Below are 26,234 nucleotides of genomic sequence, written 5' to 3'. Positions count from 1 at the left end.
CGGTCCTTCGTGAGCGGTCGGTCGCCGGCCGACGGTCGGCTCGCCGCCGGTCAGCCCTTCGTCAGCGCCGGGTTGCGCACCGGGGAGCCCTTGCCGACCGGCGAGATCGGCAGCAGCGCCCGACCGGTGGGGCCCACCTCGATGTCGGTGCCCATCGCCGGGCACACACCGCAGTCGAAGCACGGCGTCCAGCGGCAGTCGTCCTGCTCGCGCTCGTCGATCGCGTCCTGCCAGTCCGCCCAGAGCCACTCCTTGTCCAGCCCCGAGTCGAGGTGGTCCCAGGGCAGGACTTCCAGCTCCTCGCGCTCCCGCGTGGTGAACCAGGCCAGGTCCACGCCCAGCGGGGTCAGCTCGGCCTCGGCGGCGGAGACCCAGCGGTCGTAGGAGAAGTGCTCGGACCAGCCGTCGAACCGGCCGCCCTCGCGCCACACCCGCTCGATGACCCGGCCGATGCGCCGGTCGCCGCGCGAGAGCAGGCCTTCGATCAGCGACGGCTTGCCGTCGTGGTAGCGCATGCCGATGTTGCGGCCCAGCGCGCGGTCGGAGTTCACCGCCTCGCGCAGCAGGCGCAGCCGGTTGTCCACGGTCTCCGGGTCGCACTGCGCGGCCCACTGGAACGGCGTGTGCGGCTTGGGCACGAACCCGCCGATGGAGATGGTGCAGCGGATGTCCTTGCGGCCGGACACCTCGCGGCCGGCGCGGATGACGTTCTTGGCCATCTCGGCGATCTGGACCACGTCGTCGTCGGTCTCGGTGGGCAGACCGCACATGAAGTACAGCTTCACCTGCCGCCAGCCCGCGCCGAACGCCGCGCTGACCGTGCGGATCAGGTCTTCTTCCGACACCATCTTGTTGATCACGCGCCGGAGGCGCTCGCTGCCGCCCTCCGGGGCGAACGTGAGGCCGGAGCGGCGGCCGTTGCGGGACAGCTCGTTGGCCAGGTCGATGTTGAACGCGTCCACGCGCGTCGACGGCAGCGACAGGCTGGTGTTGGTGCCCTCGTAGCGGTCGGCCAGGCCCTTGGTGATCTCGGCGATCTCCGAGTGGTCCGCGCTGGACAGCGACAGCAGGCCGACCTCCTCGAACCCGGTCGCCTCCAGGCCGCGCTGCACCATCGCGCCGATGCCCTCGATGGACCGCTCGCGCACCGGACGGGTGATCATGCCCGCCTGGCAGAACCGGCAGCCCCGCGTGCAGCCGCGGAAGATCTCCACGCTCATCCGCTCGTGCACGCTCTCCGCGAGCGGCACCAGTGGCTGCTTCGGGTACGGCCACGCGTCGAGGTCCATCGTGGTCCGCTTGAACACCCGGTACGGCACCCGCTCGCGGTTGGGCACCACGCGCTGGATGCGCCCGTCGGGCAGGTACTCCACGTCGTAGAACCGCGGCACGTACACGCCGCCGGTCTCGGCGAGCCTGGTCAGGATCTCGTCCCGACCGCCGGGACGGCCCTCGGCCTTCCACGCGCGGACGATGTCGGTGATCTCCAGGACGGCTTCCTCGCCGTCGCCGAGCACGGCCGCGTCCACGAACGGCGAGATCGGCTCCGGGTTGAACGCCGCGTGCCCGCCGGCCACCACGATCGGGTGGTCCTCGGTGCGGTCGGCGGCGTGGATCGGGATGCCGGCCAGGTCGAGCGCGTTGAGCATGTTCGTGTAGCCGAGTTCGGTGGCGAAGCTCACCCCGAGCAGGTCGAACGCGCCCACGGGCCGGTGGCCGTCGACGGTGAACTGCGGGACGCCGTGCTCGCGCATCAGCGCTTCCAGGTCGGGCCACACCGCGTAGGTCCGCTCGGCCAGCACGTCCGGCTGCTCGTTGAGGACCTCGTAGAGGATCATGACGCCCTGGTTGGGCAGCCCCACCTCGTAGGCGTCCGGGTACATCAGCGCCCACCGCACCGCGGCGGCGTCCCAGTCCTTCACGGTGGCGTTCAGTTCCCCGCCGACGTACTGCACCGGCTTGGACACCCTCGGCAGCAGGGGTTCCAGGGCGGGGAAAACCGACTCGACGCTCACGCCGACCAGGGTAACGCCAGCGTCATCCCCCATCAGAACAGCGGTCCGGTGATGGTGAGGCCCAGGTCGGCGCCCGGACCGGCGTAGAGGCCGAAGAACATCAACGCGCCGCCCGCCAGGGACACGTCCTTGTTGAACTGGGTCATCTCCGACTGCCTGGCCTGCGGGTCGGTCTGCTTCCAGAAGTTGTGCATGAGGAACGCCGTCGGCAGCAGGAACAGCGCCAGCAGCAGCGCGCCGAGGTCCGCCCACACGCCCAGGAGCACCATCAACCCGGCGACGACCAGGACCACGCCGCTGCCCAACGTGGCCGCTCTGGCCGACGGGACGCCCTTGGACGCGGCGTACCCCGCCATGGCCTCGGACTGCGTGAGGTGGCCCACCGCCGAGCCGAAGAACAGCAGGACGAACAGGATGCGACCGATGAGTGCGACGACGTCCACGACGACCTCCGGTGCTCGGCGTCCGTCCAGTGTTCAACCAGGTCAGGTCAACAGCAACTTGCCGAGCCTGCGTGCCGCGACGATGACCCCGACGACCACCATCACGGCGAAGTAGGCGACGTGTGTCAACGCTCCCCAGCTGGCGTAACCCGTGGTCAGCGCCCTCATCAGCTCGATCGCGTGGTAGAGCGGCGTCCACCGCACCACCGCCTGCAACCAGCCCGGGTAGACCGACAGCGGGTAGAAGGTGGTGGAGAACAGGAACAGCGGCATCACGGCCAGCTGCACCAGGTCGAAGTCGTGCCACGAGCGCATGAACGTGGCCGCGGCCATGCCGACCGCCGCGAACGCCAGCGCGACCAGCAGGCACGCGGGCAGCGCCAGCAGCGCCCACGGCGAGCTGATGAGCCCGAACCCGAGCATGACCACGATGAAGCCGCCCGAGTACAGGCCGCCGCGGATGAGGCACCAGGTGGCCTCGCCGACGGCGATGTCGACCGGGCCGAGCGGGGTGGCCAGCACCGCCTCGTAGGTCTTGGCGTACTTGAACTTGAAGAACAGGTTGAACGTCGCCTCGAACACCGCGCCGTTCATCGCGGCGGCGGCCAGCAGCGCGGGGGCGACGAAGACGGCGTAGGGCATCGGCCCGCCGGGGCCCTCGACCGTGGTGACCAGCTGCCCCAGGCCGTAGCCGAGGGAGAACAGGAAGAACAGCGGCTCGAAGAAGCCGGAGAACACCTGCATCCAGGCACGCCTGCTGACCAGGTACGACCGCTCGACCAGGGCGTGCGAGCGGCCCGCGTACAGGCCGGGTGGGATGACCCGCAGCAGCAGGCCGTTGCCGCGCACCGGCGGTACCGGCGTGGCTTCGCGCTCGCGGACGGGGACCTCGGCCCGGGGGGAGGACTCGCGGGTCATACGGCCAGCCTCCGGTGGAAGTAGCGGCGGCCCAGGACGACACCGATCGCGACCAGGGCGGACAGGTAGGCCACGTGGCCCAGGGCGGGCAGCGGGCTCAGGGTGCCGAACGTCACGCCGCGCGCCAGCTCGATGCCGTGCCAGACCGGGGTGAGCCAGGCCAGCGGGTGCAGCCAGCCCGGCAGCTGGCTCAGCGGGAAGAACCCGCCGCTGAACAGGGTCATCGGCAGCACCAGGAAGCGGAAGACGGCGTTGAACGAGTCCGGCCTCTCCCTGGTCGCGGCGTAGGCGACCACGGGTGCGCTGAACGCCATGCCGGCCAGGGTGGCGACCGGCACGGTCAGCACCGCCCACGGGCTGGTGATCGCGCCCAGGGCGACGGCGATGAGCAGGAACACGGCGGAGCCGGCGGCCAGGCGCATCGCGATCCACAGCAGCTGGCCGTAGAGCACCTGGGCGGGGGTGACCGGGGTGGACACCACCGCCACGTACGTGCGCTGCCACTTGAACGCCGAGAACACCGCCCACGTCGACTCGAACGCGGAGTTCTGCACGGCGGTGATGATCACCAGCGCCGGCGCCAGGTACACCAGGTACGGGTGGCCGCCGGTGGCCTCGCCGACCCGGACCTGGGAGCCGAAGCCGACGCCCATGGCCAGCAGGAACAGCACGGGTTGCAGGAAGTTCGAGATGACCGTGGCCCGCCAGTTGCGGCGGTACCAGGTCCAGTGGTTCTCCACCGCGACCAGCGCGGCGCGCCACGAGCCGGCGACGTGGGTGCTCATCAGTCCACCAACGTCCGGCCGGTCAGGCGCAGGAACACGTCCTCCAGGCTGCTGCGGCGCACCAGGCTGGACACCGGCCGCACGCCCCGCGCGTGTGCCGCGGACAGCGCCGCCTCGCCGTCGGAGGTGTAGAGCAGCACCCGGTCGGGCAGCACCTCGACCCGTTCGGCCAGGTCGCGCACCTCGGCGGCGCTCTGCTCGCCCGGCGGGAAGCGCAGCTCCAGCACCTCCTTGGTCGAGTAGCGGCGGATCAGCTCCGAGGGCGAGCCCTCGGCCGCGATCCGGCCGCCGTCCATCACCACCAGCCGGTCGCACAGCTGCTCGGCCTCGTCCATGTAGTGCGTGGTGATGATGAGCGTGACGCCGGACTGCTTGAGCCGGAACAGCCGGTCCCACAGCAGGTGGCGGGCCTGCGGGTCCAGGCCGGTGGTCGGCTCGTCGAGCAGCAGCAGCTCGGGGTCGTTGACCAGGGAGCGGGCGATGGTGAGCCGCCGTTTCATGCCGCCCGACAGCGGTTCCACCTCGGCGTCGGCGCGGTCGGTGAGCTGGGCGAACTCCATCAGCTCCACGGCGCGCTCGCGCACCGCCGCCCGGGACAGGCCGAAGTAGCGGCCGTAGACCTGGAGGTTCTGCCGGACGGTGAGCTCGGTGTCGAGGTTGTCCTGCTGCGGCACCACGCCCAGGCGCGCGCGGATCCGCGGGCCGTCGGTGTTCGGGTCCATGCCCAGCACGCGCAGCTCGCCGCCCGTGCGCGGTGACACGCAGGCCACCATCCGCATGGTCGAGGACTTGCCCGCGCCGTTGGGGCCGAGGAAGCCGAACGCCTCCCCCTTGCTCACCTCGACGTCGATGCCCCGGACGGCTTCGAAGGAGCCGAAGTGCTTGGTCAGGCCCTTGGCGTGGACGAGGGTGGAGGTCACGTTCGTCACGTTAGCGGCGGGGCCCGACATTCCCGGAATCGTTTTAGGGTGGCCGGGTGGAGATCGACCTCAGCCGGCCGTCGGTGGCCGACGAGAAGCTTCGGGCCGAGGTGCACGAGGTGCTGCACGCCGTGGTGGCCGCCGGGGGCGCGATCGGGTGGCGCGAGCCGCCGGGGCGGGCGGAGACCGACGCGTGGCTGGACGGCGTGCTCGGGTCGCCGGGGGACGGCGCGCTCGTCGTGGCGAGGGTGGACGGCGTGCTGCGCGGCACGGCGACGTGGCGCCGGGCCGAGAGCGAGGTGTTCGAGCACATGGCCGAGGTGCGGCGGGTGGCCGCGCACCCGGCGGCGCGTGGGCTCGGGTTGGGGGCGCGGTTGGTGCGCGCGGTGGTCGAGGACGCCCGTGCGGCCGGGTTGGAGGTGCTGACCCTGGGCGTGCGCGGCAACAACCACGGCGCGATCCAGCTGTACGAGAGCCTGGGCTTCCGCGAGTGGGGCCGGTTGCCGAACGTGATCGCGGTGGGTGACGTCCGGTTCGACGACGTCCGCATGTACCTGCCCCTGGGTCACCGGGAGGGCGTCGTGCTGCACGGCTCGGCGGCGGGCGGCCTCGGCTCGTCGCCGCCGCGGTACCAGTCGGTCGGCCGGTAACTCACCTCGCCGGGTCGGGGCAGGTCGCGGGCACGGGTGACTCCGGTGCACGAACGGGTGGCCAATCGCTTGGTGTGACCGTGCCGGGTACTACCCCATGACACGAACTCCGCATCGCACCCCCTTCACCTGATCGCCCAGCGGTTCCGTGCCGTGCGGATTTCGCCACCCGTACGCACACGCGGAGGAACTTCGATCATGCGCATGCACCAGCGCTTCGCGACACTCGCCTTCTGCCTGGCCCTCGCGCCGGTGGCGGCCCCGACGTCCGCGCTCGCCGCGACCGCGGGCCCGGTCACCAGCGTCGCCGAGGGTGGGCGGCTGGTCCTCTACGCCGACGACCCCGTGGCCGGGAACGAGCTCGTGATCCCCGACGCCGGCTGGTACGAGCACTACGTGCGGACCGAGAAGTGGGTGTTCACCTTCCACCGGAAGGACAACAACTACACGATCGGGTTGCCGGACCACGACCTGTGCTGGCACCGCGACCACCAGCCCGATCGGACGCGGGTGAAGGTCGAGGCGTGCGGCACCGCCAGGTCCGCGCGCTGGATCCTCGACCCGGTCGACGACGGCGACCGGGTGGCGGTGGTCCGCCCGGCGGGCCGCGTCAACGAGGCGCTCACCATCGGCACCGCGTCGGGCCACCGGTGGAACCACGTGGTCCTGCGCCCCTACAGCGAGCTGGGCATCCAGCACTGGCAGGTGCCGGTCGAGGTGGGCGGGGGCGGCTGACCCGACCACCCGCCCGCGGGACGCCGACGGCCCGGACACCGTGCGGCGTCCGGGCCGGTCGTGGCGGGCGTCTCAGAGGTTCGGGAACCAGAGCTTGATCTCGCGCTCGGCCGACTCCGGCGAGTCCGAGCCGTGGACCAGGTTGAACTGGACCTCCAGGCCGAAGTCGCCGCGGATCGTGCCGGGGGTGGCCTTGTCGACCGGGTCGGTGCCGCCGGCCAGCTGGCGGAACGCCGCGATCGCCCGCGTGCCCTCCACCACCATCGCGACCAACGGGCCGCCGGTGATGAACTCGACCAGGTCGGCGAAGAACGGCTTGCCGTCGTGCTCGGCGTAGTGCTGCTCGGCGGTCGCGCGGTCCACGGTGCGCAGTTCGAGGCCGGCCAGGTGCAGGCCCTTGCGCTCGATGCGGGAGATGACCTCGCCGACCAGGCCGCGGCTGACGCCGTCGGGCTTGACCAGGACCAGGGTGCGCTCGCTCACGGCGGTCAGTACTCCTTCGTACGGGATTGTGCAACTCCGGTAAGGGTAACCGGACGTGCGGCGGTGCCCTGCCGTGACCACCGCGAAGGCTCCCACCGGGACCGCCGGCGCGGGCCGCGTCACCACGTCCGGCGGCCCGCCAGCCACGTGCCCAGGACGCGGACACCGGCCAGGTCGGCAGGCGGCACGGTGAACGGGTTGCGGTCCAACCACACCAGGTCCGCGTCGTTGCCGACCGCCAGCGTCCCGCGCCTGGTCTCCGCGAACGCCTGGTAGGCGCTGCCCTGCGTGTACGCGCGCAGCGCGTCGGCGACGTCCAGCCGTTCGGCCGGCACCCAGCCGCCGGACGGCCGTCCGTCCGGGGTCTGCCGCGTCACGGCCGTCCGCACCCCCTCGAACGGCACCAGGGACGTCACCGGCCAGTCACTGCCGAACGAGATCCGCGCGCCCGACCGCAGCACGCTCCCCATCGGGTACTGCGCGAGCCCGCGCCCCGGCCCGAGGCGCGGCAGGGTCAGCACCTCCTGCGCGGCGTCGAGCTGGGCCCACAACGGCTCGAAGTTGGCGATCACGCCGAGCTCGGCGAACCGGCCCAGGTCGGCCGGGTCGACCAGTTGCACGTGCGCCACCACCGGCCGGCGGTCACGAGGTCCGTTGACCCGCGCGGTGTGCTCGACGGCGTCCAGCGCGGCCCGGACACCGGCGTCGCCGATGGCGTGGACGTGCGCCTGGAAGCCCGCCGCGTCGAAGAACGCCACCGCCTCGGCCAACGCGTCGGGACGCCACACCTGCATGCCGTGGTCGTGCCGGTCGTCCTCGTACGGCGCGAGCAGCGCGGCCGTGCCCGCCTCCACGACGCCGTCCGCGAAGAACTTGACGGTCGACGCCCGCACAAGGTCGCCGTCCACCTTCTCCCGTTCGGCGGCGAACACCGCGGCCTGGTCGCGCCAGTGCGCCGGGTCGGCCCGGAACGCCAGGGACACCCGCACGGCCGGCCCACCCGACGCGACCTCGGCGTACGCCTCGACCAGGCCGTCACCGGGGTCGACCCACGCGTCCTGCACCCACGTGACGCCGGCCGCCGCGAACCTCCGGCCCGCCTCGCGCACCGCGGAGACCACGGTGGACGGGGCACGGGGAGGCACGAGGTCCAGCACCAGGTCGCACGCCTGCCACTCCACGAGCGTGCCCAGCGGCCGGCCGTCGTCGTGCCGGTGCACGCGTCCGATGGCGGGTTCGGGGGTGTCCGGCCCGAGTCCGGCCCGGCGCATCGCCTCGCTGTTGCACCACACCGTGTGGTAGTCGCTCGCCCGCAGCACGACGGGCCGGTCGGCGACGGCCCGGTCCAGCCACCGCGCGTCGAACCGCCCGTCGGGCACCAGCGTCGGGTCGTACCCGCCGCCCACGATCCACTCCACGTCGGGGCGCGCGACCGCGTACTCCCGGACGGCTTGGACGACGTCCTGCACCGACCGCGCCGCACCGACCCGCGGCCCGTACGCCTCCAGCCCGCCGAACACGGGGTGCGCGTGCCCGTCGCCGAACGCGGGCATGAGGAACCCGCCCTCCAGGTCGACCGCGGTCCCGGCGTCGTGGACCCCGCCGACCGCGACCACCTCGCCGGCCCGCACCGCCACCGAGTCGGCGAACCCGTGCCCGCTCCACACCGTCCCGTTGACGAACACCACGTCCGCGCGCACTGTGCTCCTCAACGATCGCCGGCAGGTCCTCGGGCCGGGGCGGAGGCGGTGGGAAAAGGTCGTGCCCGATGCCGTCGACATACTCCCAGAACAGCGCGAACACCCTCCGGGCCGCCTCCGCGAACCGCGTCGCCTCCGCGGTACCGGCCGGCTCCTCCAGGCGCAGGAGTGGCCGCGCGACGGCTGCACGCGCGGAGTCGGAGCAGGAAGTCCGACATGGTCGACCTCCGTCCGACGGCACCGTGGTGGCGATGCTGGACCTCGCACCGCCACCACGGTCCGCCGAAATGCGTGCTCGTCCTCGCGTTCCCCCTAGCGGGTCAGGACTACGACCGAGCGGGCGGGGATGGTGGTGGAGCCGTTGGCGATGGTGGCCTTGTCGCTGGTCAGGGCGTGGTTCTGCCAGGTGCCCGGTACGGCGGTGGACTTGGCGGTCGGGTACGGGTTGACGATCACCAGGACCGCGTTGAGGGTCGGGTCGATGTCGGGGCCGACGGTGTCGTCCAAGAGCGCGGCGACGAGGCCCGGCTCGGCGGTGGGGAACGACAGCTTCTGCTGCACGAGCGCCGCGTCGTTCAGGGTGAACAGCGGCGACGACTTGCGGATGCGGAGGAGTTCCAGGGTGTTGTCCACGGCAGCGCGCATGTCGGCCGACGAGGGCTCCAGGGCCGGGTTGGCCAACAGGGGCGCGGCGTAGGGCCACTTGTCCTCGTTGTCCGCCGCCGGTGGCAGGCCGCGGGCGAAGCCGTTGTCCCGCAACGACGGGTCGTAGCGGTTGAACCAGTCGCCCGAGTCGTAGCTGTTGCGGTCCAACGACTTCGAGCGCAGGAACTCCGCGCCGGCGTGCAGGAACGGTTGGCCCTGGCCGAGGAGCACGGGCGCCAGCGCCACCTTCTGCATCCGCACCCGGTCCGCCATGGACGTGCCGACGGGCAGTTTGTAGGTCTGCGAGTCGAACAACGTCTCGTTGTCGTGCGCGTCGACGTACGTGATCACGTCCGCGGGCGCGCCCGTGTAGCCGGCGGGCGAGCCGTTGTACGACACGTCACGGCCCGAGACCACCCCACCGGCGGTGGACTCGAACCGGTACGACGCCATGTTGCCCGCCATGCCCAGCTTCACCAGGTCGGTGTAGTTGGCCAGCCGCGCGGTCACGTCGCCGTTGACCGGCGCGCCGTTCGGGTCGCCCGCCAGCCCGGACGCCAGCCCCTGCACGCGGGGGTCGGCATCGAACGGCCCGCCGCCGCGCACCGCGTCCCGCAGCCGGTCGGTGAACGTGCCGATGCCCGTCCCCGCCATGTTCGCCTGCGTGGCCTGCTCGAACCGGGCGTTGCCGGCGACCTCGCCGAAGTCCCAGCCCTCGCCGTAGATCCGGATCCTGCGCCCGTCGACGCCGTCCTCGGCCACGGTCAACGCGTCCAGCGCCGCGCGCACGGCCAGGATGTTCGCCTTCGGGTGGTGACCCATCAGGTCGAACCGGAACCCGTCCACCTTGTACAGGCGGGCCCAGCGCACGACCGAGTCGACGACGAGCTTGCCCATCATGGCGTTCTCGGTCGCGGTGTTCGCGCAGCACGTGGAGTCGGCCACGGTGCCGTCGAGGTCGAGCCGCTGGTAGTACCCGGGCACCACCTTGTCCAGCACGGACGTCGCCGCGTCACCGGAGGCGGCCGTGTGGTTGTAGACGACGTCCACCACCACGCGGTTGCCGTTGTCGTGCAACGACTTCACCATCTCGCGGTACTGCTTGGAACGCGCCCACCCGGTCTGCGCGTCGTCCGTCGCGTAGGAGCCCTCGGGCACGTCGTAGTGGTACGGGTCGTAGCCCCAGTTGAAGCCGTCCTTCGCGGCCGCGGCGGCCACGCACTCCTGCTGTGCCGCGGAGTCGGCCGGCAGCGACGCCAGGTCGCACGCCGGCTGCTGCTGGTCCCCGCGCTTCTCCGGGATGGTGGCGATGTCGAACGTCGGCAGCAGGTGCACGGTGTCCAGACCCTCGGCCGCCAGGGCACGCAGGTGCGTCATGCCGACCGACGACGAGTGCGTGAACGCCCGGTACGTGCCCCGGTCGCCTTCCGGCACGGACGTGTCGCCGATCGAGAAGTCCCGGACGTGCAATTCGGTGATGCCGTGCTCGGTCGGGTCGCCGTCCAGGCCGCGGGCGACGTGCCCGGCCCACTCGGCGGGCATGGTGCGGGCGTCGCCGAGGTCGGCGAACTGCGAGTGCGTCGAGTTCACCGCCAACGCCACCGAGTACGGGTCGGTCACGGTCACCGCGCGCCCGGCGACGGTCACCTCGAACAGGTAGAACTTGTCCCGCCACGCACCGACCGCCGACCACGAGCCGGACGCGTCGTCGCGGGTCATGGCGACGGTCGTGGCGGCGCCACCGGGTTGGTCGGACACCTGGAGCTTCACCGAGGACGCCGTGGGCGCCCACAACCGCGCGGTCACGCGGTCGCCGTCGAACGTGGGCCCGTAGGTCAACCGCGACGCGGCGGCGGCGAACCGGTCGTCCAGCACACCGGCGATCTGCACGCCCGTGCGGTGCCGAAGGCCGCCGGAGTCGACGTGCACGGCGGACAGCTTGCCGCGCAACGCCTCGTCCAGCCGTTCGCCGTCACGCACCCGGAACACCGGTTTGCCCCGCAGGTGCGGGAACTGCGCGGGGACGGCGTCCGCCGACGGCTCCAGCCGCAGCACCTTGCCGTCGTACTCCAGCCGGTAGCCGTCCGACGGCACCACCGGCACGTCCCACACCACCAGGTCCTTCGACACCCAGATCGCCTTGGCCTTGGTGAGGTCGTCGTCCACGCCCTCACCGCCCGACGGCGGCAGCACGTAGGAGATCGAGCCGTCCGGCTTGGTGGAGCCGGAGACGTACCAGACCTCGTAGCCGGTGCCCGTGACGTCGAGGAACTGGTCCGGCCCGGGGTCCTTCACGTCACCGCGGTGGATGATGTTGTTCAACCCGGGCGCACCCGGTTCCAGCGCGACCGACCAGTACACGCCGAACCCGTCGGTCCCGTCCGGCACGCGGGACTGGTTCCAGCCCGGGCTGGGTTCCAGGGACCCGGTCCAGTGGTAGAGCGTCCAGTCGGCGTAGTCGCCGTCGGGCCGGTTGTAGTGGATCACCGCCTGGTTCCGGGCGGCGGCCAGGCTCGCGTGCACCTCGTCGCCGTCGACCCAGGCGCGGCCCGCCGTGCGGCCGGAGGCCTCGACCGTGCCGCCGCGCAGCACGGAGAACTCGACGGGCGCGGTCGTCGGGATCCTCGCCACTCCCCCGGTGAACGGGTAGTCGTTGCCTCCCGCGCGCACCACGAGCCCGGTGGCGTCACCGGTGTGCGTCACCACGGCCTGGCCGGTCGCGGCGACCTCACTGGCGTGCACCGCGGCCTGCCCCTGCGCCAACCAGACCTGCGGTGTCGCACTGGGGTCGACGAACCGGTCGCCGTCGGTGTCCTTCTCGTCGCCGCGGTGGGCGATGATGCCGACCGAGCGCGCGCCCGGCTTCAGCTTCACCCAGGCGAACCGGCCGTACGGCGTCTCACCGGCGAACGGCAGCGGCGCGTCCCACGTCGGCGCGTTCTCGATGTCGCCCCACGCGTGCAGCCCCCACCCGTCGTAGTCGCCCGCCGGGCGGTTGTAGTGCACCACCAGCCAGTCGGACGTCACCGTGCCGGGTTCCTCGACCGGGGGCGCGGCCACCAGGCCGAGCTTCGCGCCGTCCGCGCCCAACGTGCCCTTGGCGTCCTTGGCCACCACGCGCAGCTCGACGTTCTTGCCCACCGCCGCGCCGGGCAACCCGGCCAGGTCGGCGAACACCCGGTACGGCGCGGCGTCGTCGGTGCCCAGCACCTGCCAGTCGCGCTCGCCCTCGACCCGTGCGGCGAACGTGGCCTGCGCGTACGGCGAGGTGACGCCGTCGGCCCGCACCTCGACCCGGTCGTCCAGCACGGTGCCGGTCGGCGGCACGGCCAGCGTCGGCGTGGGCGCGGCGGAGGGCAGCTTGCCGGTCAACTTGAGCACCAGGGCGGACAGCGCGGGCACGGTCACGGTGACCTTGCCGCCCGCCGCGTTGACCTGCGAGCCCGCGGCCGGCCAGATCGGCCGGTAGCCCCGGCCCGCCACGGGGACCTCGACGGTCGCGGGCGCGGTGCCCGCGTTGGCCACGACCACGTGCTCGACCTGCTGGGTGCGGCCCGTGCGGCTGAACGCGATCACGTCGCCCTGCACGAGCCGCAGCTCCTGGTTGCCGTCACGCCACACCGGGTCGCCGTCCACGAACTTCGCCAGGCCCTTGAGCTGCCGGTACAGCGGGTGGTCGGTGCGGAAGTTGTCGACCGCGCCGGTCCGGTCGCTGCCGATGAGCTCCTCGGCGGCGTACTCGGGGGTCGCGGAGGCGAACATGTCCTGGCGGGCCAGCTTGTCGCCGCCCGAGCCCGCGAAACCCTGCTCGTCGCCGTAGTAGACGACCGGGTTGCCCCGCCACAGGTACATCAGGGCGTTGCCCAGCTCCAGCCGGTCCAGCAGCTCGGCCTCGGAGACGTCCGGCCTGCCCTGCCGGACCATCCACGCGATGCGGCCCATGTCGTGGTTGCCGAGGAACGTCGGCAGCGAGGAGGCGTTGGAGTCGGCGTCGGTGTACCGGTCGTCGGCCAGCAGCACCTCGCCGAGCCGGGCCGCGCCCTGCCCGGACAGGAACGTCGCCGCGCCGCTCTGGAACGGGAAGTCCAGCGTGGCCTGCATCCGGCCGGTGGTGGTGTAGCGGGAGGTGTTGGCCGGGTTCGCGTCGAACACCTCGCCGAAGACGAAGAAGTCCTTCTTGCCGCGCATCGCCGCGTACTGCTTCACGTGCGGCGCGAGGGCCTGCCAGAACTCCATGTTGACGTGCTTGACCGTGTCGACCCGGTAGCCGTCGATGCCCAGCGTGTCGATCCAGCTGGTGAAGATCCGCTTCATGCCCTTGACGACCGCGGGGTGCTCGGTCATCAGGTCGTCGAGGCCGAAGAAGTCGCCGTACTCGTTGGACTCGCCGCTGAACGTCGAGTCGCCGCGGTTGTGGTAGAGCTGCGGGTCGTTGAGCCAGGCCGGGGTCTTCTCGCCCTTGACCACCGGCGTGTACGGCGCGGTGAGCTTCGGGAAGTCCTCCCGACCGGCGATCTCCGAGATGTCGACCGGGTTGCCCTGCTCGTCCAGGTAGGGCTGCGCGCCGGTGCTGATGTAGTCGTGCTCGCCCTCGGCGTAGTCGATCAGGTCGGCGGTGTGGTTCGCGACGATGTCGAAGAACACCTTGATGCCGCGGCGGTGCGCGTCCTGGATGAGCCGCCGCATGTCGTTGGTCGTGCCGAAGTGCGGGTCGAGCCTGGTGAAGTCGGTGGTCCAGTAGCCGTGGTAGCCGGCCGAGATGTCGTCGCCGGAGCCCTGCACCCACCGGTTGGCGAACATCGGCGTCATCCAGATCGCGGTGACGCCCATGTCGTCCAGGTACTCGACCTTGTCGCGCAGGCCCTTGAGGTCGCCGCCGTGGTAGAAGCCCTTGTCGGCGGGGTCGTAGCCGCTCTTGAGGCGGTCGGTCTCGGTGGTGCCGCCGCGGTCGTTGCGCGGGTCGCCGTTGGCGAACCGGTCGGGCATCACGAAGTAGAACCGCTCACCGGTCAGGTCGGCCCGCAGCGCGTCCTTCGCCAGCGCGCGGTCACCGTCCCGGGTGCCGGGGGCGATGTCGGTGACGGCTCCGACGGCGAGCCTCCGGACTTCGGGCGCGGCGCCGGTGGACGGTGGCACGAACGGCACAACGGCCAGGGCGATGAGCGCGGCGACGGCCCGACGCATCGCGACCTCCTTGTCGCAAGAATTTGCAACCCCGCCCCGACGACGAGCCGGGGCGAGGTGCACAAAACCACGACAATCACGGCCGGACAAGGCCCATACGGCTGCAAGTCCTTGCAGTCCCTTGCGTCACCGGTGCGAGTTCGCCGCCAAGCCCGCAATGAGGTCCCGTCACTCCTGGTAGAGCCAGACCCAGTTGCCCGACGGATCCTTCACCGCCGAGTTGCGCGGCATCCCGACCGAGTCGCGCGGCGCCACGACCTCCACGCCGCCCGCCGCGACGGCACGCGCGTGACAGGCGTCCAGGTCCGGCACCAGCAGCCCGAACGTGCTCGGCCCGGGTCGGTCGGTATCGGACCGGTCCTCCTGCAGGTGCAGCAGGAAGAACCCGTCGGCGCCGTACTCGCCGAAGACGAACGACGAGTAGTCGTCGTCCTCGGCCCGCCTGGTCACTTCGTACCGCATGTCGAAAGCGGCCCGGTAGAACTCCACGGCCTCGGCCGCGTCGTCCACCGCAATCTTGATCTGCACCGGGCGGACGCCCGTGCCGGGTGTGGGCACGACGATCCCCTCCTCCACGTAGCGGTCGACATCGCCGAGCTGGGCGGTGAGCACGTCGCGCTGCCGCTCCAGCCGCTTGCGGTGGTCGGTCAGCACCTCGGTCACCTCACCGCCGTCGACCACCCGCCTGATCTCCTCGATCGGCAGGTCCAGGCAGCGCAGCGCCAGGATCAGCCGGGCCCGGCGCACCTGGTCGGGCCGGTAGCGGCGGTAACCGGACGCCGGGTCGACGACGTCGGGCGCGAGCAGCCCGACGTCGTCGTAGTGCCGCAGCGCGTGCACGGTCAGCCCGCTGAGGTGCGCGAACCGCCCGATGGTCATCAGCTCGTTCGTCACACCACCACTGTGGGGTCTCGGGTCACCCGAGGGTCAAGCGGTCAACGGCGCTCGCCGCACTTCCCGTCGCCCAGGTGCCTGGAGCCAAACGCCTTCGCCGGCTTCGACCTGTGCTCAGCCGAGCACGAGTCAGCGGCGCTGCGGCTGGAGGGTCTTGCTCCACAGCGACGCGCCCTTGATGTCGCGCAGCCACACGGTCAGCTCGCCGTCGCGCGACACCTCGACCTCGCCGAAGTGCTGGAACCCGTCCAACGGGGTGGTGTTCGCGGCCGGTGGGGCGTTGACGAACACCGCCTCCGGGCCGAACGTCGGGTCCAGCGCGTTCGGGCCGAACGCGCCCGCGTTCAGCGGACCGGACACGAACTCCCAGAACGGGTCGAAGTCCTGGAACGACGCGCGCTCCGGCGAGTAGTGGTGCGCGGCGGTGTAGTGCACGTCCGCCGTCAGCCACACGGTGTTGCGCACCCGCCGCCGCTTGAGCTCGCTCAGCACCCACGCCAACTCGTGCTCACGGCCACCCGGCGCACCCGGCAGACCGTTGGCCACGCCCTCGATGTCCGTGCCGTCCGGCACGGTCAACCCGATGGGCAGGTCGGCCGCGATGATCTTCCAGGTGGCCCGGCTGCGGTCCAGCGAGTCCACCAGCCAGCGTGCCTGGGCCTCACCCAGCACCACGCCACGCCCGTCGCGCGGTGACGTGTTCGCGTCCTTGTACGACCGCATGTCCAGCACGAACACCTCGACGTGCGCGCCGTGGCGGAACTTGCGGTACACCCGGCCGTCCACCGCCTGCCGCGGGTCGATCGGCTGCCACTCGTGGAACGCCTGGAACGCCCGCGCGGCCAGCACGTCCACCCGCTTCTCGCTGTACGCGGGCGAGGTCAGGACCTCCCCCGGGTACCAGTTGTTGGTCACCTCGTGGTCGTCCCACTGCACGATCATCGGCACCCGCGAGGCGAACGACCGGTACTGCGGGTCGAGCAGGTTGTAGGCGAACTGGCCCCGGTACTCGTCCAGCGTCTCGGCGACCTTCAGCTTCTCCGGCGTGACCAGGTTGCGCCACACCCGCCCGTCGGGCAGCGTCACGCTCTCCTGCAGCGGACCGTCGGCGTACACCGTGTCGCCGCTGTTGATGAAGAAGTCGGGCCGGCGGGCGGCCATCGCGCCGAAGATCGGCATGCCGCCCAGGTCCGGGTTGCTGCCCCAGCCCTGCCCGGCCACGTCACCGGACCACACGAACCGCACGTCGTCACGGCCCAGCGGAGCGGTCCGGAAGCTGCCGACCGCGGGCTCGCTGCGGGTGCGGCCGTCCAGGTCCTCGGCGACGACCCGGTAGTGCACCTCCCGACCGCCGGGCAGACCGCGCAGCCGCACCCGGCCCGTGCCACCGGTCTCCGGCGTCAGCAGCGGCCCCCGCACGGTCGGCGCGTGCCGGAACGACGGGTCGGACGACACCTGCACCAACATCCGCGCCGGCCGGTCCGCCCGCGTCCACACCAGGCCGCCGTCGAACGTCACGTCACCGGACTGCACACCGTGCGTGAGCACCGGCCGGTCACCACCGCGCGCCAACGCCACACCGCCGGACAACCCCAGCGTTCCCGGCACGAACGCCGCGGTCGCACCGATCGCACCGGCGCGCAGCAGCGTCCGCCGGTTCACCACACCATCGCTCATGCGCCGGTTGTAATCGGTGAAGCCGAATTCCGGGTGAACGGGAACCGTCGCTCACAGGCCCAACGCACGGCGGAGCAGCACGACCTCCTCGTCCATGCTCGCGCCGCGCCTGCTTGGTGCGCTCGATCAGGACGGAACCGGGGAACGTGCCGCTCAACAGGTGCGGCTCGAACGGCAGGCCGGGTGCGACGGATCACCCACGACCGGGATCACTCGGACAGGCGAAGGGTGCAACCCAGGACAACCCGAACCGCATGTCTCACGTTAGCCGGAAAAACGGCCGGCCGGCGGCGAGGAAGGCGCTGGTCACAGCACGGGACGCGACCAGCCCTAGCCCTGCTGCTGGCTGGGCAGGCGGCCTTCGGCCATCCGCTTGGCCACGTCCCGCCGGAGCCAGAGCAGGTACAGCCAGACCAGGCTGAACACGACGCCGATGCCGCCGAGCGCGGTCAGGGCGAACCACGACGCCACCATCACGACGTGGATCGCCGCGATCACGTACACGGCCCACGGGCGCTTCAGCAGCGCGCACGTGCCGATCAGCGCGACGATCAGCCCGAACACCAGGTACCCGGTGCCCGTGCCGACACCGCCGCCGAGCTTCGCCACGACCGGCAGGGCGAGGGCGACGACGATCACTTCCAGGATCAGCGTGCCCGCCATGATGCCGCGGAAGGACTTCATCGGGTCCTTCTTCGGCGCGGGGACGGTCTTCGGCGCGGGGACATTCTCGGGTGCGGGAAGGTCCTCGGGCTCCGGGGTGGAGGTCACGAGGGCTCCTTGCCGAACAGCGCCCGCGCGTCGCCCGCCGTGACGACCGAGCCGGTCACCACGACGCCGCCCCCGGACACGATGTCGCCGTCGTCGCTCTCCTCGGCCAACCGCACGGCCTCCTCGATCGCGTCGTCCAGGTGCGGCCGCACGACCATGCGGTCCTCGCCGAAGATCGGGATCGCGACACCGGCCAGCAGGTCGGGGTCCATCGCCCGGGGCGAGGAGTTGGCGGTCAGCACGACCTCCTGCACGACCGGTTCGAGCGCGCTGAGGATGCCGACGGCGTCCTTCTCCTGCATCACGCCGACGACGGCGACCAGCTTGCGGAAGCCGAACTCCTCGTCCAGCGCCTTGGCCAGCGCCTCCGCGCCGTGCGGGTTGTGCGCGGCGTCCACCAGCACGGTGGGTGCGGTGCGGACGCGTTCGAGCCTGCCGGGCGAGGTGGCGGTGGCGAACGCCTCGCGCACGGCGTCGATGTCGAGCCGCCGGTCGGCACCCGCGCCGAAGAACGCCTCGACGGCGGCCAGCGCCAGTGCCGCGTTCGCCGCCTGGTGGGCGCCGTGCAGCGGCAGGAACACCTCTTCGTACTCGCCGGCGAGGCCTTGCAGCCGCAGCATCTGGCCGCCGACGGCGATGTCGCGCTGGATCACGCCGAACTCGGACCCGAGCCGCGCGACGGTGGCGTCCACCTCGGCGCACCGCCGCAGCAGCACCTGCTCGGCCGCGGGGTCCTGCTTGGCCAGCAGCGCGACCGCGCCGGGCTTGATGATCCCGGCCTTCTCCGCCGCGATCCCGGCCAGGTCGTCGCCGAGGTACTCGACGTGGTCGAGCCCGATGGGCGTGATCACGGCGATCCGGCCGTCGGCGATGTTCGTCGCGTCCCACGACCCGCCCATGCCGACCTCGATCACGCCGACGTCCACCGGCGCGTCGGCGAACGCGGCGAACGCCATGCCGGTGAGCACCTCGAACTTGCTCATCGGCACGTCACCGCGCGCGTCCACGAGCGACAGGTACGGCTCGATGTCGCGGTAGATCTCGACGTACCGCTCGGGGCTGATGGGCGCGCCGTCGACGCTGATCCGCTCGGTCGCCAGCTGGAGGTGCGGGCTGGTGTAGCGACCGGTGCGCAGGCCGATCCGGGTGAACAGGGCGTCGATCATCCGCGACGTCGACGTCTTGCCGTTCGTGCCGCCGACGTGCACCACGGGGTACGTGCCCTGCGGGTCGCCGAGGATGTCGGCCAGCGCCCGGATCCGGTCGAGGCTCGGTTCGATCTTGGTCTCGGGCCAGCGGGTGTTCAGCTCCGACTCGACCTGCCGCAGCTCCTCCAGCGCGCCCGTCTCGAACCCGGTCACGAGTTGTCCTGCGGCAGGGTCTCCAGGCGGGCGTGGATGCGGTCGATCTCGGCGTTGGCCGCCGTCAGCCTCGACTGGATCTTGGCCACGACCTCGGCGGGCGCCTTGTCGAGGAACGCGGCGTTGCCGAGCTTGCCCTCGCACTGGGCGCGTTCCTTCTCGGCCACGGCGAGGTCCTTGGCCAGCCGCTTGCGCTCGGCGACGACGTCGACCGCGCCGGACAGGTCCAGTTCGACCTTGACGGTGCCGGCGGGCAGGCCGACGTCGAGCGAGACGCTCACCGAGAAGTCGTCGCCGGGTTCGGTCATCCGGGTCAGCGACCGCACCGCGGGCACCTGGTCGAGCAGGTCGACGCAGCACGCGCCGCGGACCTTGCCCGCGACCTTCTGGGCGGGCTTGAGGCCCTGGTCGGAGCGGAACCGGCGGATCTCGGTGACCAGCTTCTTCAAGCCCTCGATCCGGGTGGCGGCGACCTCGTCGCGCGCGCCGCCGGTCGGCTTGGGCCAGTCCGCGACCACCAGCGACTCGCCGCCGGTCAACGTGGTCCACAGCGTCTCGGTGATGAACGGCGTCAGCGGGTGCAGCAGTCGCAGCACGACGTCGAGGACGTGGCCGAGCACGGACTGGGTGGCCTTGGCGCGCGTGCCGCCCTCGGCGAGCTGGACCTTCGCCAGCTCCAGGTACCAGTCGCAGAACTCGTCCCAGGTGAAGTGGTAGAGCGCTTCGCTGAGCTTGGCGAACTGGAAGGCCTCGAAGTGGCCGTCGACCTCGGTGACGAGCCCGTCGAGCAGGTCGAGGATCCAGCGGTCGGCGTCGGTCAGCTCCTCGCGCGGCGGGAGCGGGCGTTCGACGGTGGCGCCGTTGCCCAGCGCGAACCGGGTGGCGTTCCACAGCTTGGTGGTGAAGTTGCGCGAGCCCGCGGCCCACTCGTCGGCCAGCGCCATGTCGGAGCCGGGGTTGGCGCTGCGCAGGAGGGTGAACCGGGTGGCGTCGGCGCCGTAGGCGTCCATCCAGTCGATGGGGTCGATGCCGTTGCCGCGCGACTTCGACATCTTCTTGCCGTGCTGGTCGCGGATGAGGCCGTGCAGGAACACGTGGTCGAACGGCTGCTTGCCGTCCATCGCGTACAGGCCGAACATCATCATCCGGACGACCCAGAAGAACAGGATGTCGTAGCCGGTGGACAGCACGCTGGTCGGGTAGAACTTGGCCAGGTCGGCGGTCTGGGTGGGCCAGCCGAGCGTGGAGAACGGCCACAGGCCGGACGAGAACCACGTGTCGAGCACGTCCTCGTCCTGCACCCAGCCCTCGCCGGGCGGCTCGTCGTCGGGGCCGACGCACATGACCTTGTCGTTGGGGCCGTACCAGACGGGGATGCGGTGGCCCCACCAGAGCTGGCGGGAGATGCACCAGTCGTTGAGGTTGTCGACCCAGTCGAAGTAGCGCTTGGCCAGCTCCGGCGGGTGGATGGTGGTGCGGCCGTCGCGGACGGCGGCGGAGGCGGCCTCGGCGAGCGGGGCGACCTTGACCCACCACTGCATGGAAAGGCGCGGCTCGATGACGGTGTCGCAGCGCGAGCAGTGGCCGACGGAGTGCTTGTACGGGCGCTTCTCGGCCACGATGCGGCCCTGTTCGCGCAGGGCGGCGACGACGGCGGGGCGCGCCTCGAAGCGGTCCATGTCCTGGAACGGGCCGTGCGCGGTGATCACGCCCCGGCCGTCCATGACGGTGAGGGCGGGCAGGTCGTGGCGCCGGCCGATCTCGAAGTCGTTGGGGTCGTGCGCGGGGGTGACCTTGACCGCGCCGGTGCCGAACTCGGGGTCGACGTGCTCGTCGGCGACGACGGGCACGTACCGGCCGGTGAGGGGCACCTCGACCTCGGTGCCGATGAGGTGCTTGTAGCGCTCGTCCTCGGGGTGGACGGCGACGGCGGTGTCACCGAGCATCGTCTCGGCGCGCGTGGTGGCGACGACGATGGAGTCGTCGCCGGAGCCGTAGCGGATGGAGACGAGTTCGCCGTCGTCCTCGGAGTGGTCGACCTCGATGTCGGACAGGGCGGTCTGGCAGCGCGGGCACCAGTTGATGATGCGTTCGGCGCGGTAGATCAGGCCGTCGTCGTAGAGCCTCTTGAAGATGGTCTGGACGGCGTGGGACAGGCCTTCGTCCATGGTGAAGCGGACGCGGGTCCAGTCGACGCCGTCGCCGAGGCGGCGCATCTGGCCGAGGATCCGGCCGCCGACCTCCTCGCGCCACTCCCAGACGCGTTCGACGAACTTCTCGCGGCCGACGTCGTGGCGGGACTTGCCCTCGCCGGCGAGGTCGCGCTCGACGGCGGTCTGGGTGGCGATGCCCGCGTGGTCGGTGCCGGGCAGCCACAGCACCTCGTAGCCCTGCATGCGGCGGCGGCGGGTGAGCGCGTCCATGATGCTGTGGTTCAGCGCGTGGCCCATGTGCAGGCTGCCGTTGACGTTGGGCGGCGGGAGCACGATGGAGAACGGCGGCTTGTCGCTGGTCGCGTCGGCCGTGAAGTAACCGCGCTCGACCCACCGCTCGTACAGCCCGGCCTCTACCTCGGCCGGGTTCCACGCCGGCGGGAGTTCGGAGCGCTGCGGTGCGGCGGGGGTCTCAGTCACGGTCGAAGTCTACGGAGGCGCGGGTATCGACTTCTCACCAGATACCTGCTAGCGGGATCGGCGGGTGGCACCGGTCCCGTATCGACTTCTCGGCCGGGAGCTGGTAACGCCTTGGGTGGCGGTTGGCGACTGGGGGGAACGTGGACGAGTACCGGATCGAGGACCACCCCGACCTGCGGGACGCGGGGTGGGCGCGGGACGCCGTGCGGCGGGCCGAACGTGAGGCGCGGGTGCGTCGGCTGCGGTCGTTGCCGCGGCGGCCGCGGCGGCGGTTCTGGGTCGGGTCGGCGATCGTGGTGGCGGCGGTGCTGCTGGCGTGGGCGGTGATCGAGTCGGGGTCGGGCGCGCCTGCCGGGCAGGGGGTGCGGCCGGTCGACCTGGACGAGCCGTTCGCGGGCACGTCGGCGGCGGCGTGGGCGGACGGCGAGGCCGGGGTGGTGGTGCCGGGGGCGAGCCCGGTGGGCTCGTACTCGGCGGAGCAGGTCGAGGGCGCCTACCAGCGGGTTCGCGAGGCGGTGGTCGCGGCGCGGTTGGACCGGCGGGTGGTGCGCGACCACGACCTGGAGCCGTTCTTCGGGTTGTTCGCGCCGGACCTGCGCGAATCGTTGCGGGTGTTGTTCGACGGCCGCAACGACGGTGAGGCGGCGTTGGTGGTGACGCGGGTGGACAAGGGCGCGCGGCTGGCCGAGGTGGAGCCGAAGGTGCGCGGCGAGATGGTGGCCGAGGTGGGGCCGGAGGGCGAGTTGGCGGTGCGGACGGACTACACGTTCGCCTACGCGTTCGCGCCGGAGCGGCCGGATGAGGTGCGCGGGCCGCTGGACGTGGTGGCGTTGTCGCGGTTCCAGGTGCGGTACTCGCTGCGCACGGGCGGTCCCGGGGTGGAGGGGCTGTGGGCGGACGCGTCGGTGGGCTCGCTGCACTCGATCGGGTGTTCGGCCGCGAAGCGCGGTTTCCTCGCGCCCGCGTTCACCGAGCCGTCGCTGCCGCCGGGCCTGGACTTCGACCTGGCCGCGCCGTCGTCACCGGCCGACGGCTGCCCCGACTGAGCCGGAGGACCACGGCGGTCCGACCGGCCCGACCTCGGACGTCCGCCACGGCCGAGGTCACCCGATCGGACGATTCGCGGCGGGAGTGGCGCCGCTCACAATTGACGTTGATCACCGGCTCGTCGCAGGTGAGGACGCCGGATTCACGGGCCGTTCGCAACCCCTTGGGGCCCGTGACAGCGGTCCCGCGCCGACCTCGCCGCGACCGGCGATCGGACAGACCGCCGGCGCGCTCGCGCGGGGTGCGCCGGCGGCCCGAACCGGCGGCACAATGTGGGGCATGGACCGCAACCCGCCCCGGCAGGACATCGACGAGTCACGGCTCGACGTGAGCGAACCGAAGCGGTGGGCGGCGGGCATCCCCGGCGTCGCGGTGTCGCTGCAACGCGGGGTCGAGCAGATGGGTGTCGCCCGCACCGCGAGCACGCTGCGGCTGCTCAACCAGCGGGAGGGGTTCGACTGCCCCGGTTGCGCGTGGCCGGAGCCGCAGGGGCACCGCAAGCTGGCCGAGTTCTGCGAGAACGGCGCGAAGGCGGTGGCCGAGGAGGCGACCCGGCGGCGCGTTGGCCCGGAGTTCTTCGCCGCGCACCCGATCGCCGAGCTCGCCGGGAAGACGGACTACTGGCTGGGCCAGCAGGGCCGGATCACCGGGCCGGTGGTGCTGCGCGAGGGCGCCACGCACTACGAGCCGATCGAGTGGCACGACGCGTTCTCGCTGGTCGCCTCGCACCTCACCGGCCTGGCGAGCCCGGACGAGGCCGTGTTCTACACCTCGGGTCGCACCAGCAACGAGGCCGCGTTCCTGTACCAGCTGCTGGTCCGCTCGTTCGGCACGAACAACCTGCCGGACTGCTCGAACATGTGCCACGAGTCGTCCGGCGCGGCGCTGTCGGAGACGACCGGCATCGGCAAGGGCTCGGTGAGCATCGACGACTTCAACCGCGCGGACCTGATCGTGGTGGTGGGTCAGAACCCGGGCACGAACCACCCGCGGATGCTGTCGGCGTTGGAGGACGCCAAGCGCGGCGGCGCGAAGATCGTGGCGGTGAACCCGCTGCCGGAGGCCGGGTTGCTGCGGTTCAAGAACCCGCAGAACGCGCGCGGGCTGGTGGGCGCGGGCACGAAGCTGGCCGACGAGTTCCTGCAGATCCGGTTGGGCGGCGACCAGGCGCTGTTCCAGGCGGCGGGCAACCTGCTGCTGTCGTGGGACGCGGTGGACACCGGGTTCGTCGAGGGCTTCACCGACGGGTTCGCCGCGTACGCCGACCACGTGCGGCGGCTGGACTGGGACTCGGTCGACGAGGCCACCGGTCTGCCGCGCGCCCAGGTCGAGCTGTTCGCCCGGATGCTGGCCGACTCCCAGCGGACGATCTTCTGCTGGGCCATGGGGTTGACCCAGCACAAGCACTCGGTGCCGACGATCCGCGAGATCGCGAACGTGGCGCTGCTGCGCGGCATGATCGGCAAGCCGGGCGCGGGCCTGTGCCCGGTGCGCGGCCACTCGAACGTCCAGGGTGACCGGACCATGGGCATCTGGGAGAAGATGCCGGAGAGGTTCCTGTCCGCGCTGGAGTCGGAGTTCGGCATCGACGTGCCGCGTCGGCACGGGTTCGACACGGTGGCGTCGATCCGGGCCATGCGCGACGGCGCGGCGAAGGTGTTCTTCGCCGTGGGCGGCAACTTCGTGGCGGCCACCCCGGACACGGCGGTGACCGAGGCGGCCATGCGGAAGCTGGACCTGACCGTGCACGTGTCGACCAAGCTGAACCGGTCGCACGTGGTGCACGGGCGGACCGCGTTGATCCTGCCCACGTTGGGCCGCACGGAGAGCGACCTCCAGCACGCTGGCGAGCAGTTCGTCACGGTCGAGGACTCGATGTCGGTGGTGCACCGCTCGCGGGGACGGCTGGCGCCCGCGAGCGACCGGCTGCTGTCGGAGGTGTCGATCGTGTGCCGGTTGGCGCGCGCCGTGCTCGGGCCGGCGCACCCGGTGCCGTGGGAGGAGTTCGAGAAGGACTACGACCTGATCAGGGACCGGATCGCGCGGGTCGTGCCGGGCTGCGACGACTACAACACGCGGGTGCGCCGGCCGGACGGTTTCGTGCTGCCGCACGCGCCGCGCGACGCCCGCGAGTTCACCGGCACCCGGTCCGGCAAGGCGCACTTCTCGGCGAACGACCTGACCGTGCTGCGGGTGCCGCCGGGCCGGCTGCTGTTGCAGACCATGCGCAGCCACGACCAGTACAACACCACGATCTACGGCCTGGACGACCGCTACCGGGGGGTGAAGGACGGCCGCCGGGTGGTGTTCGTCAGCCCCGAGGACCTCGACGCGCTCGACCTGCTCGACGGGCAGCACGTGGACCTGGTCAGCGAGTGGCCGGACGACCCGACGGGCGTGACCGAGCGGCGTGCCGAGCGGTTCCGCGTGGTGGCCTACCCGACCGCCCGCGGCTGCGCGGCGGCGTACTTCCCGGAGGCGAACTCGTTGGTGCCGCTGGACTCCACGGCCACCGTGTCGGGCACGCCGACGTCCAAGTCGATCGTGGTGCGGCTGGAGAAGCTCGACGCCTGAGCCGTCAGCCCGCCGCCCGGCGCCAGGAGAACCCGACGCTGGCCACCAGCACGCGCTGGTCCCGCACCACCCGCCAGTCGAGCCGGAACCGACCGGACAGCGAGCGCAAACGCTTGCTCCCCACCAGCCTGCGACGTTCGGCGGCGTGCTGGTCGTCCTGCATGCGCTGCATCGCCACCGCGAGCAGCAGGTCGTCGTGCGGCATGGTCTCTCCCCCTAGTCGCGGCGCGGCGCCACGGTGGTCGCCAGGAAGTAGCGCACCGGGCGTGCGCCCTCCGGGCGGGTCTCCTCGTTCTCCAGCCGGCCCGCGTAGGGCTTGAACACCTCCGCGATCTTCTCGTGCACCTCGGCGGCCTCCTCGGCGGTGAGGAACTCGATCGTGGCGAAGGTGCCCATCACCTGGCGCCACTCGATCGACTCGCGGTCCTTGGTGCGGAAGCGCTCGCGGATCGAGGAGAACTCCTTCTCCAGGAACGCGTCGCCCGCGGCCTCGGCGGCCAGCGCCGTCTCGTCGTCCATCCCGATGGACGACCAGCTCTGGTCGGCGCGCACCAGCCGCCAGGGCTTCTGCCTGCCCTTGCCCGGCACCTCGGCCACGAACCCGTACTGCGCCAGCATGTTCAGGTGGTACGAGCAGCTCGCGACGCTCTCGCGCAGCAGCTCGGCGCACTGGGTCGCGGTGCTCGGGCCGTAGCTGCCCAGCACTTCGAGCAGCTTCCACCGCAGCGGGTGCGCCAACGCGCGGAGCGTCTTGGGATCTTTGATCAGCTCGTGCTCGTCGGCCACGTGATCAGGCTAC

General features: G+C 71.7%; 19 protein-coding genes. 4 read left to right on the top strand and 15 right to left on the bottom strand.

The annotated features are described in order from the left end of the window. Window positions 1-50: 50 nt before the first annotated feature. Genes AB0K14_RS11840 through AB0K14_RS11820 form a run of 5 tightly spaced genes read right to left on the bottom strand, consistent with a single transcriptional unit; the run spans window position 51 to window position 5,111 of the window. Window positions 51-2,015, bottom strand: coding sequence for a TIGR03960 family B12-binding radical SAM protein (locus AB0K14_RS11840; RefSeq protein WP_360452950.1), 1,965 nt, complete (start codon window positions 2,013-2,015; stop codon window positions 51-53). 32 nt (window positions 2,016-2,047) lie between these two features. Then, a complete protein-coding gene (locus AB0K14_RS11835) occupies window positions 2,048-2,458 on the bottom strand; it encodes a DoxX family protein (protein WP_360452948.1) in 411 nt (136 codons plus the stop codon). A gap of 42 nt (window positions 2,459-2,500) precedes the next feature. Further along, a complete protein-coding gene (locus AB0K14_RS11830; RefSeq protein ID WP_360452946.1) occupies window positions 2,501-3,376 on the bottom strand; it encodes an ABC transporter permease in 876 nt (291 codons plus the stop codon). Continuing rightward, the gene (locus tag AB0K14_RS11825) at window positions 3,373-4,161 is read right to left on the bottom strand and encodes an ABC transporter permease (RefSeq protein ID WP_360452944.1); all 789 of its coding nucleotides are present in this window, start codon (window positions 4,159-4,161) and stop codon (window positions 3,373-3,375) included. The genes AB0K14_RS11830 and AB0K14_RS11825 overlap by 4 nt, the downstream gene beginning before the upstream one ends. Then, the gene (locus AB0K14_RS11820; RefSeq protein ID WP_360452942.1) at window positions 4,161-5,111 is read right to left on the bottom strand and encodes an ABC transporter ATP-binding protein; all 951 of its coding nucleotides are present in this window, start codon (window positions 5,109-5,111) and stop codon (window positions 4,161-4,163) included. The genes AB0K14_RS11825 and AB0K14_RS11820 overlap by 1 nt, the downstream gene beginning before the upstream one ends. Window positions 5,112-5,137: 26 nt before the next feature. Between AB0K14_RS11820 and AB0K14_RS11815 the strand changes: the two genes are divergently transcribed. Next, window positions 5,138-5,731: a GNAT family N-acetyltransferase gene (locus AB0K14_RS11815; RefSeq protein ID WP_360452940.1), complete on the top strand. Its 594-nt coding sequence runs from the start codon at window positions 5,138-5,140 to the stop codon at window positions 5,729-5,731. Window positions 5,732-5,929: 198 nt separating this feature from the next. After that, window positions 5,930-6,466, top strand: coding sequence for a hypothetical protein (locus AB0K14_RS11810; protein WP_360452938.1), 537 nt, complete (start codon window positions 5,930-5,932; stop codon window positions 6,464-6,466). A gap of 72 nt (window positions 6,467-6,538) precedes the next feature. Here AB0K14_RS11810 and ndk read toward each other — a convergent pair whose 3' ends face one another. From ndk to AB0K14_RS11770, 8 genes are all read right to left on the bottom strand, one after another. Continuing rightward, window positions 6,539-6,949 carry a nucleoside-diphosphate kinase gene (gene ndk / locus AB0K14_RS11805; protein ID WP_360452936.1) on the bottom strand — a complete coding sequence of 137 codons (411 nt, stop codon included), beginning with the start codon at window positions 6,947-6,949 and terminating at the stop codon, window positions 6,539-6,541. A 119-nt stretch (window positions 6,950-7,068) separates the two neighbouring features. After that, window positions 7,069-8,649: an amidohydrolase gene (locus AB0K14_RS11800; RefSeq protein WP_360452934.1), complete on the bottom strand. Its 1,581-nt coding sequence runs from the start codon at window positions 8,647-8,649 to the stop codon at window positions 7,069-7,071. 312 nt (window positions 8,650-8,961) lie between these two features. Beyond that, window positions 8,962-14,478: a pullulanase-type alpha-1,6-glucosidase gene (pulA, locus tag AB0K14_RS11795; RefSeq protein ID WP_360452932.1), complete on the bottom strand. Its 5,517-nt coding sequence runs from the start codon at window positions 14,476-14,478 to the stop codon at window positions 8,962-8,964. A 168-nt stretch (window positions 14,479-14,646) separates the two neighbouring features. Then, a complete protein-coding gene (locus tag AB0K14_RS11790; protein ID WP_360452930.1) occupies window positions 14,647-15,372 on the bottom strand; it encodes a MerR family transcriptional regulator in 726 nt (241 codons plus the stop codon). A 129-nt stretch (window positions 15,373-15,501) separates the two neighbouring features. After that, on the bottom strand, window positions 15,502-17,049 hold the full coding sequence (locus tag AB0K14_RS11785) for an alkaline phosphatase D family protein (RefSeq protein ID WP_360452928.1): 1,548 nt from the start codon (window positions 17,047-17,049) through the stop codon (window positions 15,502-15,504). 330 nt (window positions 17,050-17,379) lie between these two features. Beyond that, a complete protein-coding gene (locus AB0K14_RS11780; RefSeq protein ID WP_360453267.1) occupies window positions 17,380-17,733 on the bottom strand; it encodes a DUF4233 domain-containing protein in 354 nt (117 codons plus the stop codon). Window positions 17,734-17,816: 83 nt separating this feature from the next. Then, the gene (locus tag AB0K14_RS11775) at window positions 17,817-19,181 is read right to left on the bottom strand and encodes a folylpolyglutamate synthase/dihydrofolate synthase family protein (protein WP_360452926.1); all 1,365 of its coding nucleotides are present in this window, start codon (window positions 19,179-19,181) and stop codon (window positions 17,817-17,819) included. Continuing rightward, complete coding sequence (locus tag AB0K14_RS11770) at window positions 19,178-21,814, bottom strand: valine--tRNA ligase (protein WP_360452924.1); 2,637 nt, start codon at window positions 21,812-21,814, stop codon at window positions 19,178-19,180. The genes AB0K14_RS11775 and AB0K14_RS11770 overlap by 4 nt, the downstream gene beginning before the upstream one ends. A 122-nt stretch (window positions 21,815-21,936) precedes the next feature. Here AB0K14_RS11770 and AB0K14_RS11765 point away from each other — a divergent pair, with 122 nt between their 5' ends. Together AB0K14_RS11765 and AB0K14_RS11760 are read left to right on the top strand one after the other, a co-directional pair. Then, window positions 21,937-22,860 (top strand): hypothetical protein, encoded by a 924-nt coding sequence (locus AB0K14_RS11765; protein ID WP_360452922.1) that lies wholly within the window; start codon window positions 21,937-21,939, stop codon window positions 22,858-22,860. A 280-nt stretch (window positions 22,861-23,140) separates the two neighbouring features. Further along, window positions 23,141-25,435, top strand: coding sequence for an FdhF/YdeP family oxidoreductase (locus AB0K14_RS11760; RefSeq protein WP_360452920.1), 2,295 nt, complete (start codon window positions 23,141-23,143; stop codon window positions 25,433-25,435). A gap of 4 nt (window positions 25,436-25,439) precedes the next feature. Here the strand turns inward: AB0K14_RS11760 and AB0K14_RS11755 are convergent, their stop codons facing one another. Together AB0K14_RS11755 and AB0K14_RS11750 are read right to left on the bottom strand one after the other, a co-directional pair. Further along, on the bottom strand, window positions 25,440-25,640 hold the full coding sequence (locus AB0K14_RS11755) for a hypothetical protein (protein WP_360452918.1): 201 nt from the start codon (window positions 25,638-25,640) through the stop codon (window positions 25,440-25,442). An 11-nt stretch (window positions 25,641-25,651) separates the two neighbouring features. After that, window positions 25,652-26,221: a helix-turn-helix domain-containing protein gene (locus tag AB0K14_RS11750; RefSeq protein ID WP_360452916.1), complete on the bottom strand. Its 570-nt coding sequence runs from the start codon at window positions 26,219-26,221 to the stop codon at window positions 25,652-25,654. Window positions 26,222-26,234 lie beyond the last annotated feature (13 nt).

This window comes from Actinosynnema sp. NPDC050801, from assembly GCF_040673975.1.
In the GTDB taxonomy this organism is placed as follows: Bacteria; Actinomycetota; Actinomycetes; order Mycobacteriales; family Pseudonocardiaceae; genus Actinosynnema.
The sequence above is the reverse complement of the archived record's forward strand: the minus strand, read 5'-3'. Positions and strand labels throughout refer to the sequence as shown.

Coding starts and splice junctions, on each gene's coding strand:
- AB0K14_RS11780 (WP_360453267.1), bottom strand. CDS start 17,733: ATGAAGTCCTTCCGCGGCATCATGGCGGGCACGCTGATCCTGGAAGTG.
- AB0K14_RS11825 (WP_360452944.1), bottom strand. CDS start 4,161: ATGAGCACCCACGTCGCCGGCTCGTGGCGCGCCGCGCTGGTCGCGGTG.
- AB0K14_RS11810 (WP_360452938.1), top strand. CDS start 5,930: ATGCGCATGCACCAGCGCTTCGCGACACTCGCCTTCTGCCTGGCCCTC.
- pulA (WP_360452932.1), bottom strand. CDS start 14,478: ATGCGTCGGGCCGTCGCCGCGCTCATCGCCCTGGCCGTTGTGCCGTTC.
- AB0K14_RS11820 (WP_360452942.1), bottom strand. CDS start 5,111: ATGTCGGGCCCCGCCGCTAACGTGACGAACGTGACCTCCACCCTCGTC.
- AB0K14_RS11760 (WP_360452920.1), top strand. CDS start 23,141: ATGGACCGCAACCCGCCCCGGCAGGACATCGACGAGTCACGGCTCGAC.
- AB0K14_RS11755 (WP_360452918.1), bottom strand. CDS start 25,640: ATGCCGCACGACGACCTGCTGCTCGCGGTGGCGATGCAGCGCATGCAG.
- AB0K14_RS11830 (WP_360452946.1), bottom strand. CDS start 3,376: ATGACCCGCGAGTCCTCCCCCCGGGCCGAGGTCCCCGTCCGCGAGCGC.
- AB0K14_RS11785 (WP_360452928.1), bottom strand. CDS start 17,049: ATGAGCGATGGTGTGGTGAACCGGCGGACGCTGCTGCGCGCCGGTGCG.